We start from the raw sequence: 17,290 nt of genomic DNA on the forward strand, positions 1-17,290 counted from the left end.
GAACGTCAATAGCATCCTGCAAGCGAAATGGGGATAGCCCGGCAGGACTATCCCCAGTTGCAACTTTGAAAAACGCTTACTCACCCATGGCAATGAGGCTGGCATTGCCGCCTGCCGCAGCGGTGTTCACCGAAACGACCTGTTCGAGCGCAAAGCGCGCAAGATAGGCCGGTCCGCCAGCCTTTGGACCAGTGCCGGAAAGGCCGGAACCGCCGAAGGGTTGCGTACCTACGACCGCACCGATCGTATTGCGGTTGACATAGACGTTGCCGATATCAAGCCGGTCGATAACCTTGGTCACCGTCGCTTCGATGCGGGTGTGTAGGCCGAACGTCAATCCGTATCCCGTCGAGGCAATCTGGTCGAGCACCTTGTCAAGGTCTCTCGCCTTCCACCGTACGACATGCAGCACAGGGCCAAACACCTCACGTTCCAACGCCTCCGGCCGATCAAGCTCAACGATATGGGGCGCAAAGAACAGGCCACTCTCGGGAGCCTCACCGGCAAAACGCACTTTCTGCGTCTTCCGCATCGTCGCGATATGATTTGTCAGCATTTCGCGCTGTGCCTCATCGATGATCGGACCCACGTCAGTCGATGGCGATGAAGGATCGCCCAGCGTGAGTTCCCTCGCTGCACCTTCGATCATTTCAAGCATATTGTCTGCGATATCTTCCTGCAGATAGAGGATACGAAGTGCTGAGCAGCGTTGTCCCGCTGAGCGGAATGCAGACATGACGACATCGTCGGCAACCTGTTCTGATAGCGCTGTCGCGTCCACGATCATCGCATTGAGTCCACCGGTCTCAGCAATCAACGGCACGATGGGGCCCTTCTTGGCAGCAAGGCTCCGGTTGATCGCCCATGCGGTGTCGGTCGAACCTGTGAATGCGACCCCTGCGATCCCCGGATGAGCCGTCAATGCCGCGCCAACAGATCCGTCGCCCGGCAGGTAAATTGCAGCATCCTTCGGCACACCTGCTTCATGGAGAATTTTTACTGCCTCGAAGGCGATAAGCGGGGTCTGTTCGGCCGGCTTTGCGAGGACAGTATTGCCAGCCGCCAGTGCTGCCGTCACCTGCCCGAGGAAGATTGCCAAAGGGAAATTCCAGGGACTTATGCAAACGAAGGCGCCGCGACCGCGGTGGCGCAGTTTGTTGTCCTCGCCGGTCGGCCCTGGCATTACCTTGTCGACGGCAAATTGTCTGCGCGCTTCGGCGGCATAATAGCGACAGAAGTCCACCGCTTCGCGAATTTCGGCGATGCCGTCATCGATCGTCTTGCCGGCCTCGCGCGACAGAAGGTCAAGGAGGTAGTGCCGGTTATCTTCCAGAAGTTCCGCAGCCTTCTCCAGCGTTTTTGCCCTTGTTTCCACTGGCACGCGTGACCAAGATGCGAAGCCTTCGCGAGCAACATCAACGGCTTTTGCAGCTTCATCGGCGGTAGCGAAGACAACCGACCCAACAACTGAACCATCGGCCGGCGAAATCACGTCTTGCGCTTTGCCAGATACTTTGACTCTGGCAGCTAGCGGAACCGCAGTTACTGCCGTCCGCGCCTTGGCAATTCCCTTTAGAAGGTCTGTCAAGGCTTTGCGATCGCCCAGTTCTATCCCAGTAGAATTCGGGCGCTTGCCATAGAGTTTGGCCGGCAACGGAATATTCGGATGTCGATACCCCCGGCCATCATTGAGCTTTTCCGCCGGCCTCACCAACAAATCGGCGATCGGCACATCATTGTCGCCTACAACCGAAACAAACGAGGAATTCGCTCCGTTTTCCAGGAGACGGCGCACCAGATAGGCAAGCAGGTCTCGATAGCCGCCAACAGGCGCATAAATTCGGCAGGCAATTTTGTCGTTTTTTTCTGTGATCTGCTTGTAGAGGCTTTCGCCCATGCCGTGCAGCCGCTGGAACTCGAAGCCGCTCTTGTCGGCGCCTGCCATTTCCAGAATCATGGCCACGGTCAAGGCATTGTGGGTGGCAAATTGCGGGAAGATACGCGGCCGCGCATCCAACATGCGCTTTGCACATGCAAGATAAGATGCGTCCGTGGCTGCCTTGCGTGTAAAGACTGGATAATCGTCGAGCCCACGTTCCTGCGCCCGCTTTACCTCCGTGTCCCAATACGCGCCCTTGACGAGGCGAACCATCATAGTGCGGTTGTGCCTTGCGGCAAGCCGATCGATGTGCTCGATGACGTCGAGTGCCCGCTTCTGATAGGCTTGAATTGCAAGCCCGAAGCCGTCCCACCCATCAAGCGATGGATCGGCAAAGACCCTGTCGATGACATCAAGTGAAAGTTCGAGACGGTCCGCCTCCTCCGCATCGACAGTGAAATTGAGGTCGTAAGCTTTCGCTTTTTGCGCGAGGGCCAATAGGTCGGGCACCAACTCTGCCATGACCTGGTCGTGATGCGTGGCCACGTAACGCGGGTGCAGTGCCGAAAGCTTGACCGAAATCCCCATGCGATCCGGGAGCTTCTTGTTTCCCGTCGCGCGGCCAATCGCATCGATGGCATCGGAATAAGACTTGAAATAACCCCGTGCGTCTTTACGCGTCCGAGCGCCCTCGCCCAGCATGTCGAAGGAATGGCGATAGCCTTTGGCTTCGTTTGAACCAGCGCGTTTCAACGCATCCTTGATCGTTTCACCCAGAACAAAATGGTGCCCCAGGTAACGCATGGCTTGTTTGGTGGCGGTACGCACAGTCGGCAGGCCGATCCGCTTGACGAGCGAGGAAAGCACGCCCTCTGGGGTCTCACCGGGCTTGATAACTTTGGCCGAAAGTCCCAGAGCCCAGGCAGATGCGGATACGAACCACGTATCGCCGCTCGGCTCATGTTCCGACCAGTGACCTTGCTTGAGCTTGTCCTCGATGAGCTTGTCCTGCGTGGCCGCATCTGGCACACGAAGCAAAGCTTCAGCAAGCACCATCAGTGCCAGACCCTCGCGGGTCGAAAGTCCGTACTCACGCAGGAAATCCTCGACACCGCCAATGCCGCTCGCTTCTTTGCGAATCGTCGTAATGTATTTACTGGCCCGCGCATCGATGCGGCGATTGACCTCCTCCGGCAATGTAATCGACTTGAGCAACGAAGCCACGAGCTTTTGGTCGTCGACTGCATATGGCGCAGAAAAATTTCCGGTAGATGGCAACTGGACGGTCATCAGGCTTCCCCTTATTGATTTTTCCATATAATCTAATCCATGTAGTTATTCTCGCCAATGAATTCGGTTTCACTGGCGCAAAAAACTAAATATAGGGAATATTTTAGCGATGAAGAATTTGGACAGCCTCGACCGCAGAATATTGCGCGAGCTGCAGAAGGATGGACGCCTTACAAACACTGAGTTGTCCGAGCGTATCAGCCTGTCACAAACCGCTACCACGGAACGCGTCAAGCGACTGACCCGCGATGGTTATATCCTCGGATACACCGCAAAATTGTCGCCTAAAAAGCTTGATCGCGCAATGCTTGTGTTCGTAGAGATCAAGCTTGACCGCACAACCCCGGACGTCTTCGCAACCTTTGCCGCCGCCACGCGCCGCAACCCGGACGTCATGGAGTGCCATATGGTCGCTGGCGGCTTCGATTATCTGATAAAGGCACGCGTTGCCGACATGGAACATTACCGGCGCTTTCTCTCCGACATGTTGCTTTCCCTACCGGGTGTAAGGGAAAGTCACACATATGCGGTGATGGAAGAGGTCAAGGAAACGTCGAGCCTGCCGGTTTAGACCGGCAGGTTCTCCTTTACTACTGCTGCAGCACCTGCTTGATATCGATGAGGTTTGAACGAACGCGCAGAATATAAAACCCCATTGTCGTCAAGTGGTTCGGCAAGAGCCAACCGCCCTCGCTACCATTGGCGATGATCCACGGCTTGATGTTCAGCGCCGAGCGAAGCTGGCCGTCCATGGCATCCCACAGCGGGATCAAGTGCTTTTCATCCAATACCTGCTTGAAATCCACCTGTGCCGCGTTCATCAATCCGTAGTACGCGTATAGCTGCCCATAGGCGAACCAGAAACGATCGTCGGCGCGCGTATCGAACCAGCCATAATTGTTGTTCTCCGAGCGGTCCTTCAATATGGCAGATGTTGCGCCGATATCGTTGGCGATTCGGTCGATGAACTGAATGAGATTGTCTGCTCGTGCGTCGAAAATGGCGTTGCAAGACTCAAGTTTCGTGTTGAATGTCCGCAAATCCCTCACCGCCGAACGGTAGTAACTCGGCGTAGGAGTCTTGGGCCCAAAGGGGTTTACCCCGAAATACCACGCGTCTTCGGTAAACTGGAGATTTCCGCGCGCTTTCTGCAGGTCGGCATCGATCTGCGACGTACCGCGGACGCGTCCAAGCGTATCGACCAGTTCGACAGCTGTGCGGCGCACTGCGGAGTTGATGCCGCGCTGGAAGGATGCCTTGTTGTCAAGGAAAGGCGTATTATCCCAATCGACACCGAAGAACCCAAGTTTGTACAGAAGCATGGAGGAAATCCAGGCATTCTGGTTGACGTTGAAATCTGTCAGGTCGGCCGTAACCTGCACGATAGCTGAGCGTGCACAAGTCTTTGCTCCACCTGTATCGACCGCTTGTGTTGGCGATGGAACCGGCTCACCCACCGGAACAGTCAGGTTCTTGAAATTGTACGACGTGATGTAATCGGGGTTGAAGTTCTTCCAGACCTGCGTCGTGTAAAAGAAGTAGCCGTACAGACCGAGCCACACGAGCAATGCGAGGCCGAGAACTGCCTTCAGAATAAGGCTGCGTTGGACATACCAGCTTCCCGCCCACATGAAGGGCCACAGAATAATACCGATAACAAAGCCGATACCGCGCCCGACATAGTAGAAAATCCTGCTGAAAAAATTGATCACGGGCTCGAGCATCCTGTTCCTCGTTACTGTTCAAGTCCTTGGGCAGGCTTCTCAGCCTCTCCTCGTCAAATAGGTTGTTTTTGGGAAATCGACAACGTGTTCCTGCGATATAGAGATTTGGTCGTTCCATAGACCCCCGATTAATGCACCACAACGGACGTATCAACGGTACGAGCCTTAACGCCGTTACATTCAAGCCAGCCCATATAACCGCTTCCGCAGCCCTTCTTTGTCCTTCAAATAAACCGTCTTCAGAGTATCGACGACGTGGGCCTGATAGGGAGGGCTCCAGCCCTGATAATCCGCGTAGAATCCCGGCTTGTTGAAGACATAGCGTGAGAGGAAATCCCATGGCACGAAGTCGCTGATCAAATGATTGACGAGCCAGGCGTCCGGGTGGCGTGGCAAGGCGCGTATCACAAGAAACCGGCGTTTCGGATCGATCTCCGCCATGTTGAGCTGCCCGGTCTGGCCAATCTCGCGTTTTACCGCATTGAGAAACGGCCATGTGCCGTCATGATTGATGAGGCTGGCATTGGCGTGAATCCATGTTTGCAGCCAGATGCGATCGATGTTGGTCAGATCGCGATTGGGCTCCAGCGACTGGATCAGATGGCGAATGATCATCTCGCCGCGGTTTTCCAGATAGCCGGATTGCTCGATCCAGGAGGCGCGCGGCAGTTCGATGCGCCCTGTTGTGCTCAGAAACTGAAAAACCTGGTCGGCATCCTTGATGGAGATATAGTTCACCTGCCACGGGCGCGACCGACGGAAGCCCGGCGCAGCGGGATCACCTATAACTGTCGTCGTGTTATCATCGACGAAGACGAAGAGGCCGCCGAAATGGCTTGTCCAAAATGCGTTGTGCCGGAATATGACCTTATCCGGCACTAGAGAATTCGCCCGGATATCCCCCGTCACCTTGGCGAGTTCCACCATGCGGTTGATGAGTTCGTCGTTGCGCCAGGCGTCAGGCTCGTCCTGAAGTCGATCGACCAGCAACCGCAATTCCGCCGCCTGCCCCATGACGTTCTGCGCGGAAAGCACCCGGAACTCAACCTGATTGATCGATAGCAGGTCCTCGATGTCGTTGACGACCGAGACGGAGTCTTCAATCTCGCCGTAAATCACGTCCTTGATCGTCAGCGCATTTATGGCACGGGAATTGCTGGCAAAAAACTCGTACATCAGCTGCGAAGTATTGGAAAATTGCGTGTGCACGACCGGCAAATCCGCCTGCGCGGGCGTCAGAATGATAAACCTGCGGTTGACCCCGTTCGGGTCGAGATAGGATGGGTCTTTCAGTTCCCTAGCGATTTCCGGCGAGAACCCTGTCCTGTCGATGTTGAACTTCTGCAGTTCGGTCGCGGGAAAGCCAAAGGACTTCAGCGCGCGGTTATAGCGCTCGATCAGATGCGGCTGGTCGATCGCCAGCAAGCGCCCATAGATCAGCTCGCTTTCGTAAAGAAGCTCCATCAGACGTCCCACTGACCCTTGGCTTTGAGCATTTCGACCTCCCGCACCGCCCGTTCGCGCAATCTGGCGTCCCGCACCATCTTATCCACGGCCGCATCGTCGGACTTGTCAGCGTAGCGGAATTCCGAATCTGCATACCTGTTCGTCTCCTGCAGCACCATCTCCATCGTAAAGGGCTTTCGAAGTTGCTCGATCATCGCTTTCTTGTCATCGTAGCTCTTGTGCATGAAGGTTTCCGGCTTTTCGAACCATTCATCCGGCAGTTCTACATCCATTGCTCGCATCTTGATGGCGTCGGTGACGTTCTTGATGGCGCGGCCGGTGAAGCGCGGCTCACGCTCCTTGATCATATGCAGGTAAGTACCAATATCGGACAGCGTCTTCGGCTCCCCGTTTTCGGCAATGAAGCGGTCGTAGACAGCCCTGAGTCCATCTTCCTGCGGCTTCGACAATTCGCCATACGCCGTCTCCACCGCTCTTTCGATCTGCTGCGCTTCGAAAAGCTTGTGGTCCCCGAGCGGTATCTTGTGGTTCTTGCCGGCAAGCAGCGCGAAAATATCAATGTAATCATCGCGAGTTTGCGGACCATCGACCAGCCAGCGCGCACCGGCGCGTTGCCTCAAGGCATCGTCGACATTCTCGGGGTAGTTGGAAAACATCCCGAACGAGCAATTGCCTCGCACGACTGTCGATGCGCCGGAAAAGGCTTCCATCAGCACACCCGTAATCTCGTGCTGGCCCGAGGAGGCGCGGTCGTCCGAGCGCTTTGCCGCCACCTGATCGATGTCGTCGATCGTGCCAAACCCGATCACGCGCGGATTGAGCACATTGGTTACGAACTGCTTGCAGTTCTGTCCGGATTTGCCCTGATAGGATGATATCTGGTCCACCCCGAAATTCTCGTAATGGAAGGCGTAGCCGGCAATTTGACAATAGTCGTTGACCAGGCCTGCAATCATCTGGATCAGTGTCGTTTTGCCAGTACCGGGGGCGCCATCGCCGATAAACGTGAACAGGAAACCACCTAATTCGACGAATGGATTGAGCTGCCGGTCGAAATCGTAGGCCATCAGCATTTTCGAGAGCTTGAGCGCCTGATATTTGGCAATATGGTTGCCAACGACCTCATTCGGCTTCTTGAAGGTCATCACCAGCGGTGTGCGCTTCTTGGAGGGCGCCACATCGAACCCATCCAGCGTAAAGTCGTCACTGTCGAGCCGCAGATGGGTGTCTTCGAAACTTCCGAGCCCGTCGAACCGCCCCTTGCGCTGCAAAAGCCCTTCGATTGCAAGTGCGGAAAATGCTTTGGCACGCGACAGCATCACTTGTTCATCGGCTGCGCCCGAAATTGCGCGATCAAGACCTGCAATCACCGACTTCAAGGCGTCCTGCGCAGTATCGAATACATAATCCGGCTCTCTGACATCATTGGCAGGCTCAGAATCTGCCTCGATCATCTGGGCAAGGTAAGCGGCGAGGGAAAAAGCGGCTATGTATGACGCGGCAGAAAGAAGCCGTTTGAAATGACTTGCCTCCTCGCCCTGCAACGGCGCCGAGGCATTGCGGCGCATCAGAGCTTCAAGATCGCTCTGGCGGCCGAAGAGATCGGCGACTGCCAGCGCAACTGCCGCGCCACGACGCGCCCGGTAAAGCAATGTGTGTTGGGCAATGGACATCATCTGGTCGTCGGGACGCACCGCGCCGATGGTCTTGGCAAGCTCTACCTCGCGCGTCTTTCGCAGCCCCCCCGTTGAGACAGTTGAGACAAAACGCCTGCCTGTTCCTGCGATCTCCGCCCCCGGCTTGGCATCGCCACTATCCAGCGAGACGAATCTCGTCACCATTGCCTGTGCGACGGCTAGATGCTTGGCAATGTCCTTTTCATCGAGCGTGGTCAGACCGACATCCATACTAGAGCCCTTTCCGGCCGTTTCGGCCGTATCTGTTTCTCAAATGCCGCTGATGACCTGTCCATTGGACAGGATATGGGTGTTAAATCCCGTGAAAATCTTTGCGGCATCACCCGAGGCGTAAAGAGCCTGATAGGCCTCATGCGGTACGAGGGCATGCTGCTCATAGTGACTGACGCCCTGTCTTGCGGCTTCGAGGTCATCGGTGTTGATGTGAAACTCCTCGCGCGCCGGCTCCGACGACCATAACCCCCGCTTGCCGGGCCGTTCGGCCGTTGAGAAAACCTCCTGCAACGTCCAGGTCAGAAGCCAAGCATCCTCGGGCTTGCGTACCCTCTCCAGGACATCCGCAACTTTCTGATTATGCTCCGTAATACCAGCCGTATAGAATGGTCCGAGAACGATCCGGCGTAGCTGTTTGGGATGCAGCTCCGGAAAATCCTGGTCGAGTGCAGTGGCGATAGTGACGGGAGACAGTGAGTACGCAGAATTTTTCGCGGCGAAGTCGTCGAACCTGCGTGCGAGGTCCGGGTTCAGAAGACCGCCAACTGGCAATGGGATTTTGACCTTGTTGTTAAGCTTGGCGCCTTCGACCACCAGCGCCTCAACCATGGATTCCGATGAATCCTCGATGACGGCCATATAGATCAATGGCAGGTTGGAAGCTCCATCGAATGCGCCCCAGTGCACCACGTAGAAGGGTCGCCCCGTCTTGGGATTAACCGAAACGCGAATAGTCGTCGGCAGCAGGAAAGGCGAGAAGACCTCGCCCTTGTCGACAGTTTCCAGATAGATCCGTTCCGCCATCGATTTCTGCAAAGCGCGGGGGAACTCGCGATTGCGTAGAATAAAATCTGCCATTTCGCCGCGAAGTGCGTTTGCTGGCGGAATGGCCGCAAGCCGGGTGGACGCATCCTTCTTGTCGTTCTCCAGTTCCAGAACATTCTGGAAGATGGGAAAACCGCTTTCTGCCTTCGATATGCGAAAGCGCTCGGCAAAACCAAGCCTGTTACGCCAGCATTCGAACGACGCATTCAGGCGCTGCAAATATTCGGAAACGGTCTGCGCGACCAGATCATGCTTGTAGAGCGGCGAGTCCTGGTTGGCCAAAAAGTCGCCGAGACCGTCCAATGCAGCACTTATGGAGCTGAAATAACGCTCCGCCGCCGTCTGATCTGCATTGCCTGGCATGGATTAGCTCTTCACGTAGTCGGCCGAGTTATGCTTTTTCAGTACTTCCGAGAACCTGCGCGAGAAAGCATCATCTGCCAGCTTCTTGCGGCGCTGGATGTCCTGTGAACTGACCATGTTTCTCTCGTGCATCTCGAGCAGATCGCCAATGTGTTTCTGAGCAGCTGCTCCAACACCTGCCATTGTTTCTTCGGCCGCAGTATCGACCTTGCTTCCAAGCGTGTTGATCTTGTGCGCCACATCCTGTTGTGCTGCCGTTTTCAACGAATCTTCCAGCGCCTTGTAAAGAACAATGCGTTGCTCAGTGTCGATCGACAATTTGTTTATCAGCGTGCTCTGCGCCGCGATCTGGTTGTTAAGTGAATCGACGAAGGTCTGGAACATGGATGTGTAGCGTTCCAGCGTCTGGCTCTCCGCAAGAAGCTCCTGTTCCTTGGCTTGCCGCTCGTTATATTCTGTTGCGAGCTTTGACCGTTGCCCTTCAAGCTCCGTGCGCGTGCTCTGATCTGTCGACGCCGCGATCCTGTTCTCGATATCCAGCAACAGGGGGTTAAGTTCCTCGATGCGTTTTTGCGTGGCTTCCAGGTTTGCTATCGTGGACTTGCGGCGTTCGATAACGGTGGCAAGGCTCGCCTCGGATGTCTTGTAGCGCTCATCCAGTACGGCCTTTTGCTCTTTCAAAATTCCGACGATACGATCCGACTTCGAGAGAAGCTCCTGGAGGTTGCCCGCAAGCGACATATTGCGGACGCGGTCCGAACGCAGGCGTTGCATTCTTTGCTTAGAGAAAACCCCGATAAACTTTTCCCAACCCGAATAACCCTTCATGCTTTCGAATTCGGAACCGAACACGTTGGTCGCGTCCTCAAGCCCGATTATCAGTTCTGCAATATTGCCCTCCATTACTTTCTGCTGGCGCAAAACATCCTCAATGCGGGCATTCTCTATATCGAAATCCGACGCGCCGATCTTCTCGTCGGCCTTGGCGAATTTGTCGAGAACAACCGTCGACTGATCGATTTTCGTCCGCATATCGTCGACCATCGTCCTGGTCTTCTCGATCTCGGAATCGAAGTTCTGCAAACTCGCCATGTGGGTTCCCTTGATTGTAAAAATGATCTGCCGCGCCGGTCGAATATAGACACGTACCATTGCGAAAAAAAGCCTCCGAAAAGGTGACAGGTTCAATGTCGCCAACGCAGGTAGAGATTTCTATGTTTGAGGTTCGCCGGGCTGACGCGGATCAATGCGCCCGGTCTCTTCTTCCCAGTGCTTGCGGCAGAGCGAGACGTAGACAGATTTTTCGATCGCAACCTGATCGCCCTCGAGCAAGGCCTCCCCTTTCGAACCGTGACGCACCACCATTGTCGCCTTCGCGCCGCAATGACAAATCGTCCTGATTTCACGCAGCGTGTCGGCGATCGCCAGAAGTTCAGCGGAACCAGGAAACAGCTTCCCCTGAAAATCCGTACGCAGGCCAAAACACATCACCGGCACGTCGAGCCGGTCGACAACACGCGCTAGTTGCCAGACCTGATCCCTTGTCAGAAACTGTGCCTCGTCGATGAAGACACAACTCAGGCGATTCTTGTGCTGCGCTTCGGTGATCAGCGCGAGCAAATCGTCGTTTTCGCGGTAAAGCTGCGCCTCCGCACTGACGCCGAGCCGCGAGGTGATTCGTCCGACGCCGTTTTCGGCATAATGCGCGGCTGTAAACAACATCGTGCGCATGCCACGCTCCTGATAGTTGTGAGAAGCCTGCAGCAGCAGAGTGGACTTTCCGGCATTCATCGCCGAATAACTGAAATAAAGTTTTGCCATAAGACGCTTTAATCAGAGTTGGCCCATCGCATGAACCCTCGCAATGCGGTCTCCCGCTGCTTTTGGTGGAATATCAACAACTGTCGCTATTTGACCCGATTTATGCGCGCCTATGCTTGAATGCGCTTTCGATTGGTGCTTGGTTCATGACATTGAAAAACCGGTAAAAACCGGAAGGGGAGAACTATGATGAAAGCTCTATCCAAACTTACCATTTCCTTGGCTTTGGTTCTTTGCGCAGGCACAGCATTCGCTGCGGAACCCGAGTCGTGCAAGACTGTCCGATTTGCAGATGTTGGCTGGACTGACATCACAGCTACAACGGCAACGGCAAGCGAAGTGTTGAAGGCGCTGGGTTATTCCACTGACACAAAGGTCCTTTCCGTGCCGGTGACCTATGCCTCTCTCGGCAAGAAGGACATAGATGTTTTCCTCGGCAATTGGATGCCGACGATGTCTGCCGATATCAAGCCGTACCTCGATAACAAGACCGTCGACGACCTCGGCCCCAACCTGACAGGCGCGAAGTACACGCTTGCAGTTCCGCAATATCTTCATGACAAGGGGCTGAAGGACTTCAAGGACATCGCCAAGTTCAAGGACGAGCTCGGCGGCAAGATATACGGCATCGAACCAGGCAATGATGGCAATCGTCTCATCCTCGACATGATCTCGAAAGATCAGTTCGGACTAAAGGATTTCCAGCTGGCCGAATCGTCCGAGCAAGGGATGCTGGCTCAGGTAGCCAAGCAAACGAAAAGCGAAAAGCCGATCGTCTTTCTTGGATGGGAGCCGCACCCGATGAACTCGAACTTCAAGATTGCCTATTTGTCGGGCGGTGATGATGTGTTCGGACCCAATTTTGGCGGCGCTGTCATTCACACCAACGTCCGTGCCGGGTATACGACCGAGTGCCCCAATGTCGGCAAATTCCTGACCAATCTCAAGTTCAACCTCCAGATGGAAAATGAGATCATGGGGAAGATCCTCGACGATGGTGAGGATGCCGCTAAGGCAGCCAACGAATGGTTGAAGGCCAATCCGGCGATCCTTGACACCTGGCTCGCAGGCGTCACGACTTTCGATGGCAAGGAAGGATTACCGGCGGTCAAGTCGTCGATGGGACTTTAGCACCTTGTTACATTAAGATAAGTACCGTCCGGCCCATCGGCCGGACGTCTTCCACTTATAGTACAGAGGGGATGGTCCGCTTGGAGTGGTTAACGCAAGACAAGATTCCTGTTGGCAGGACGGCAAAGGCATTTGTCGATTGGCTCACCACCAACTTCGCCGGGTTTTTCGATGGATTGGCGGCTGTCATGCAAGCGTTCATCGACGGCCTCATGTTCGTGTTGAAGTATCCGCATCCCTTGATCATGATCGTGATTTTCGCAGCCATCGCCTATGCTTTGCGGCGCTCCATCGCCGTCACGATCCTTACTGTTCTCGGCTTTCTCTTTGTCCTTAACCAGGGATACTGGCAGGAGACGATGGAAACCCTGACGCTCGTTCTTTCCTCGTGCATCCTGTGCATGGGCATTGGCGTTCCAATCGGCATCATCGCTGCGCATCGTCCGAAGTTCTATGCCGCGATCCGTCCCGTCCTGGACCTCATGCAGACACTTCCTACCTTCGTCTACCTCATACCCGCCATCGTCTTTTTCGGGATTGGAATGGTCCCCGGACTGCTCGCAACGGCGATATTCGTGCTACCCGCACCAATTCGCCTCACCCATCTTGGCGTTTCGTCCACCCCCCGCCACCTGATCGAGGCAGGAGAGGCATTTGGTGCGTCGTCCAGACAGCTGCTGTGGAAGATTGAACTACCCTACGCCATGCCGCAAATCCTAGCCGGGCTCACACAAACGATCATGCTGTCGCTTTCCATGGTGGTCATAGCGGCGCTTGTTGGAGCGGACGGGCTCGGTGTTCCCGTCGTACGGGCATTGAACTCCGTGAACACAGCTCTCGGCTTTGAAGCAGGCCTCGTTATCGTGGTCGTCGCCATCATACTCGACCGTATATTCCGTCCCGGCAAGGAGCCAGGTGAATGACCGCGATCACACTGGATAATGTCTGCATTATCTTCGGCAAGAAGACCGATGGTTCACTGTTCCTTGCTGATCAAGGAAAAAGCCGCTCAGATATCCAGGCTGAAACAGGTCACGTACTTGGCGTTCACAACTGCACCCTTACCATCGCCGAAGGCGAGATAGTTGTTCTGATGGGCCTTTCCGGTTCAGGGAAGTCAACTCTCCTACGCGCTATCAATCGTCTCAACCCTATCTCGCGTGGCGCTGTCGTCGTCCATAGCAATGGACGCTCCATCGACGTGGGCAAGGCCGACAAGACGACCCTGCGAGACCTGCGCAAGCATGTTGTATCGATGGTCTTCCAGCAATTCGGCCTCCTGCCTTGGCGAACCGTCGAAGAGAACGTCGGGTTTGGCCTGGAGCTCTCGGGTGTGTCAAAGGAAGAGCGCGCGAAGGCTGTGCAGCAACAGCTCGAATTGGTCAATCTGAAGGACTGGGCCAAACGCAAGGTAGGCGAACTTTCCGGTGGCATGCAGCAACGTGTTGGACTTGCGCGCGCCTTCGCAACCGGTGCACCCATTCTGCTGATGGATGAGCCCTTTTCGGCTCTCGATCCATTGATACGGACGCGGCTGCAGGACGAACTACTAAGCCTGCAAGAGCGGCTGAAGAAGACCATCGTCTTCGTCAGCCACGATCTTGACGAGGCCATGAAGATTGGCAACCGCATCGCCATCATGGAAGGCGGCAGGATCATCCAGTGCGGGACTGCGCAAGACATCCTGCTCAATCCGGCCGACGAATACGTTGCCGACTTCGTCGCCAACATGAATCCGCTTGGCGTCCTCACTGCTGCGGATATCATGGTGCCGCTTGACAGAACGCGCCCCCCTGGCCGGCCCTTCGCCGCAACCGCGCGCCCGCAAACTCCGGTGCGGGAGATCATGCAGGCCGTCGCAAAAAACAATGGCGATGTGGGCGTCGTCGAAAACGGTGCGATACTCGGGATGATTTCCGCCGACGATATCGTGCGTGGACTGTTGAAGCACCAGAAGCACTAGACGGGCGCTAGTCTTCTTCCGGATCCTCATCGCCGGTCTTGCCGGCCGGTTGCCACGAATGCGGCGAAACTTTCTTCTGCGTTTGGGAATCCGTGAATATCCACCAGCCTGCATCCGTCTCGTCCCACTCGCCGCCGCCAGCTTTTAGCCGGTCCACCGAACGATATTGCCCGATGGACTGATTTTCCTGTCCGTCCTCGTCGGTCCAGAACACCTGTATCTTGCTGCCATCCTTGGGCGCCGTTGAAATGGGCTGGTTCTTGCTCATGCTGTCTCCCTGGCAATTGGTGAGAACTCAGGCGGCCGCCTTCTTCCTCGCCAGCCTTGCCCTGATGCTTTCCACATCGGACTTCGGCGTCGCTGCAAACAACGTCTTTGTATAGCTGTGCTGCGGATTGGAGAATACTTCCTCTCGGGTTCCGTACTCAACCACCTCGCCGTAATACATCACCATCACCTCATCGGCGATATATCGTACCACCGAAAGATCGTGACTGATGAAGACGTAGGTCAAGTCGAATTCATCCTGCAGATCGGCCAACAGATTGAGAACCTGTGCTTGAACCGACAGATCGAGCGCGGAAACTGGCTCGTCCAGGACAAGCAGGCTCGGACTCAACATAAGCGCGCGTGCGATAGCGATACGCTGGCGCTGACCACCGGAGAACATGTGCGGATAGCGGTTGTAATGTTCGGGGCCGAGACCAACCTTTACCAGCATCTGCATGGCAAGTTCCCGGCGTTCCGCTGCGGTTTTGTTCGTATTCAGCAACAATGGTTCACCAAGCACTTCGCCGATCTTCTGGCGCGGGTTAAGTGAGCCATAGGGGTTCTGGAAGATGATCTGCACCTTGCGCCGCATCTCGGGAGTGATGCGGTCTTTGGCGATATTGATCGGCTTTCCGTCGATCAGCAGTTCCCCGGAAGTCTGCGGATCGATCAATGTGAGAATTCGCCCGAGGGTCGATTTTCCGCAGCCGCTTTCGCCGACAATGGCAAGAGTTTTGCCCTTCTCCAGCGTGAAACTGACATCTTTGACCGCGTGAACAACCTTGGCCTTGGCAAATAGACTGCCACCAACGTGATAATCACGGACGATGTTGCGCCCTTCAAGAACGATCTCGCTCATGGTGCAACTCCCGCGCTGGCCGCCTCATTCTTCATGAAATCGGCCACAGTCGACAGACGGTCACCAGTGGCGTTTTCAGGCAGCGCAGAAAGAAGTGCGCGCGTATAGGGGCTCTTCGGTGCTTCGAATAGAGAAAGTACGTCGGCCTCCTCCATTTTCCGACCCTTGTACTGGACAATCACACGGTCGGCCGTCTCCGCAACCACGCCCATATCGTGCGTGATCATGATCAGTCCCATGCCGTGCTTTGCCTGCAGGCTGACGAGAAGATCGAGAATTTGCTTCTGAATTGTCACGTCCAAAGCCGTCGTTGGCTCATCAGCGATCAGCAGCTTCGGATTGCAGGCAATGGCTATGGCGATCATCACACGCTGGCACTGCCCGCCGGACATTTGATGCGGAAAAGAGTTCAACCGCTCTTCCGGCGCCGGGATACCCACTTGCTTGAATAGTTCGATCGCCCGCTTGCGCCGTGTCGGCCGGTCCATCTTCATATGGAAGCGCAAAACCTCTTCCAACTGGAAACCAACTGTGAAACAGGGGTTGAGGCTTGCCATCGGTTCCTGGAAGATCATCGCGACGTCGCGGCCAATTATTTCGCGCCGCTGTTTGCCACTCATGGTCAACATGTCATGGCCGTCGAATATCATGCTGTCTGCCGTCACCGTCGCCGCCTTCGGCAACAGGCCCATGACCGCTAGCATTGCCACCGACTTGCCCGAACCGGACTCTCCGACAATCGCCAGTACTTCGCGAGCGTCCACGGAAAGATCGATCCCCTGCACGGCCATGAACTGGCCAGTGCTGGTGTCGAAGCCAACAGAGAGATTCTTGATTTCAAGAAGCGCCATGATCAGCTCCTCTTCAATTTTGGATCGAGCGCGTCGCGCAAACCGTCACCGACGAGATTGATCGCAAGCACCGTGATCAGGATTGCAAGACCAGGCAAGGTTACGACCCACCAATGGCCACTCGAAATGAACTCACGCGCGTCCGCGAGCATCGTACCCCACTCGGGAGTAGGGGGCTGCGCGCCATAGCCAAGGAACCCTAGCGCTGCGGCGTCTAAAATAGCATTGGAAAATGAAAGGGTGGCCTGCACAATTAAAGGGGCCATGCAATTGGGCAGGATTGTCTTGAACATGAGGCGTAAATGCCCCGCACCAGAAACTTTTGCTGCGATAACATAATCGCGCGTCTTTTCCGACATGACAGCGGCGCGCGTGAGCCGAACGAAATGCGGTTGAAACACCAGCGCGATGGCGATCATCGCATTGACCAGGCCAGGTCCGAGCACGGCAACCAGCACGAGCGCCAGAAGCAGCGAAGGAAAGGCAAGAATGATGTCCATCAGGCGCATTATGGCTGAATCGACCCAGCCACGGAAATAGCCGGCGATCACGCCAAGGAAGATACCGCCGATGAGTGCGATAGTGGTGACGATGACGCCGATGAACAACGAATAGCGGGCGCCATAGATCAAGCGCGAGAGAATATCTCGCCCCACCGCGTCCGTGCCAAGCAGGAAGGTCAATCTACCGCCTTCTTGTCCGTAGGGAGGCACCAGGACGGCGTCGCGATACTGGTCGGCCGGCCCGTGCGGCGCGATCAATGGCGCCAGCAGAGCGATGATGACCAAAAGCACGAAGAAGCAGAGGCCTATGACAGCGCCCCGATTTTCGGAGAAGTAATACCAGAACTCAGCTATCCGTCGCCAGAGCGAGGACTCGGTGGATGTGCCACCTGGAACAGTTGTATCGGCCATGATCTATCCTCAAATGGTTTGGC

The 17,290-nt window shown here is 55.5% G+C and carries 15 protein-coding genes; 4 read left to right on the forward strand and 11 right to left on the reverse strand.

Annotated elements, in window-relative coordinates; translation table 11 throughout:
• Positions 1-76 precede the first annotated feature (76 nt).
• Positions 77-3,169 carry a bifunctional proline dehydrogenase/L-glutamate gamma-semialdehyde dehydrogenase PutA gene (putA, locus tag CU100_RS21385; RefSeq protein ID WP_106718583.1) on the reverse strand — a complete coding sequence of 1,031 codons (3,093 nt, stop codon included), beginning with the start codon at positions 3,167-3,169 and terminating at the stop codon, positions 77-79.
• 109 nt (positions 3,170-3,278) lie between these two features.
• On the opposite strand from putA, the gene CU100_RS21390 reads away from it, so the two are divergent.
• Positions 3,279-3,740 (forward strand): Lrp/AsnC ligand binding domain-containing protein, encoded by a 462-nt coding sequence (locus CU100_RS21390; protein WP_106718584.1) that lies wholly within the window; start codon positions 3,279-3,281, stop codon positions 3,738-3,740.
• A gap of 19 nt (positions 3,741-3,759) precedes the next feature.
• On the opposite strand, the gene CU100_RS21395 is transcribed toward CU100_RS21390, so the two are convergent.
• From CU100_RS21395 to CU100_RS21420, 6 genes are all read right to left on the reverse strand, one after another.
• Positions 3,760-4,893 (reverse strand): DUF2333 family protein, encoded by a 1,134-nt coding sequence (locus CU100_RS21395; protein WP_106718585.1) that lies wholly within the window; start codon positions 4,891-4,893, stop codon positions 3,760-3,762.
• Positions 4,894-5,073: 180 nt separating this feature from the next.
• Positions 5,074-6,357, reverse strand: coding sequence for a DUF6638 family protein (locus CU100_RS21400; protein ID WP_106718586.1), 1,284 nt, complete (start codon positions 6,355-6,357; stop codon positions 5,074-5,076).
• A complete protein-coding gene (locus CU100_RS21405) occupies positions 6,357-8,267 on the reverse strand; it encodes an AAA family ATPase (RefSeq protein ID WP_106718587.1) in 1,911 nt (636 codons plus the stop codon). The genes CU100_RS21400 and CU100_RS21405 overlap by 1 nt, the downstream gene beginning before the upstream one ends.
• A gap of 39 nt (positions 8,268-8,306) precedes the next feature.
• A complete protein-coding gene (locus CU100_RS21410) occupies positions 8,307-9,458 on the reverse strand; it encodes a hypothetical protein (protein WP_106718588.1) in 1,152 nt (383 codons plus the stop codon).
• 3 nt (positions 9,459-9,461) lie between these two features.
• On the reverse strand, positions 9,462-10,550 hold the full coding sequence (locus CU100_RS21415; RefSeq protein WP_106718706.1) for a coiled-coil domain-containing protein: 1,089 nt from the start codon (positions 10,548-10,550) through the stop codon (positions 9,462-9,464).
• Between the two features lie 120 nt (positions 10,551-10,670).
• A complete protein-coding gene (locus CU100_RS21420) occupies positions 10,671-11,279 on the reverse strand; it encodes a thymidine kinase (RefSeq protein ID WP_106718589.1) in 609 nt (202 codons plus the stop codon).
• 189 nt (positions 11,280-11,468) lie between these two features.
• Between CU100_RS21420 and CU100_RS21425 the strand changes: the two genes are divergently transcribed.
• From CU100_RS21425 to choV, 3 genes are all read left to right on the forward strand, one after another.
• A complete protein-coding gene (locus CU100_RS21425) occupies positions 11,469-12,410 on the forward strand; it encodes a choline ABC transporter substrate-binding protein (protein WP_106718590.1) in 942 nt (313 codons plus the stop codon).
• Between the two features lie 80 nt (positions 12,411-12,490).
• Positions 12,491-13,333, forward strand: a complete 843-nt coding sequence (gene choW, locus CU100_RS21430) for a choline ABC transporter permease subunit (RefSeq protein ID WP_106718707.1) — start codon at positions 12,491-12,493, stop codon at positions 13,331-13,333.
• On the forward strand, positions 13,330-14,373 hold the full coding sequence (choV, locus tag CU100_RS21435; protein ID WP_106718591.1) for a choline ABC transporter ATP-binding protein: 1,044 nt from the start codon (positions 13,330-13,332) through the stop codon (positions 14,371-14,373). The genes choW and choV overlap by 4 nt, the downstream gene beginning before the upstream one ends.
• A 7-nt stretch (positions 14,374-14,380) precedes the next feature.
• Here the strand turns inward: choV and CU100_RS21440 are convergent, their stop codons facing one another.
• Genes CU100_RS21440 through CU100_RS21455 form a run of 4 tightly spaced genes read right to left on the reverse strand, consistent with a single transcriptional unit; the run spans position 14,381 to position 17,267 of the window.
• Positions 14,381-14,641, reverse strand: coding sequence for a hypothetical protein (locus tag CU100_RS21440; protein WP_106718592.1), 261 nt, complete (start codon positions 14,639-14,641; stop codon positions 14,381-14,383).
• Positions 14,642-14,668: 27 nt separating this feature from the next.
• Positions 14,669-15,502: an ABC transporter ATP-binding protein gene (locus tag CU100_RS21445; protein ID WP_106718593.1), complete on the reverse strand. Its 834-nt coding sequence runs from the start codon at positions 15,500-15,502 to the stop codon at positions 14,669-14,671.
• A complete protein-coding gene (locus tag CU100_RS21450) occupies positions 15,499-16,353 on the reverse strand; it encodes an ABC transporter ATP-binding protein (RefSeq protein WP_106718594.1) in 855 nt (284 codons plus the stop codon). The genes CU100_RS21445 and CU100_RS21450 overlap by 4 nt, the downstream gene beginning before the upstream one ends.
• Before the next feature lie 2 nt (positions 16,354-16,355).
• Positions 16,356-17,267: an ABC transporter permease subunit gene (locus tag CU100_RS21455; protein WP_106718595.1), complete on the reverse strand. Its 912-nt coding sequence runs from the start codon at positions 17,265-17,267 to the stop codon at positions 16,356-16,358.
• Positions 17,268-17,290 lie beyond the last annotated feature (23 nt).

The organism is Phyllobacterium endophyticum (genome assembly GCF_003010935.1).
GTDB classification, from domain to species: domain Bacteria; phylum Pseudomonadota; class Alphaproteobacteria; order Rhizobiales; family Rhizobiaceae; genus Phyllobacterium; species Phyllobacterium endophyticum.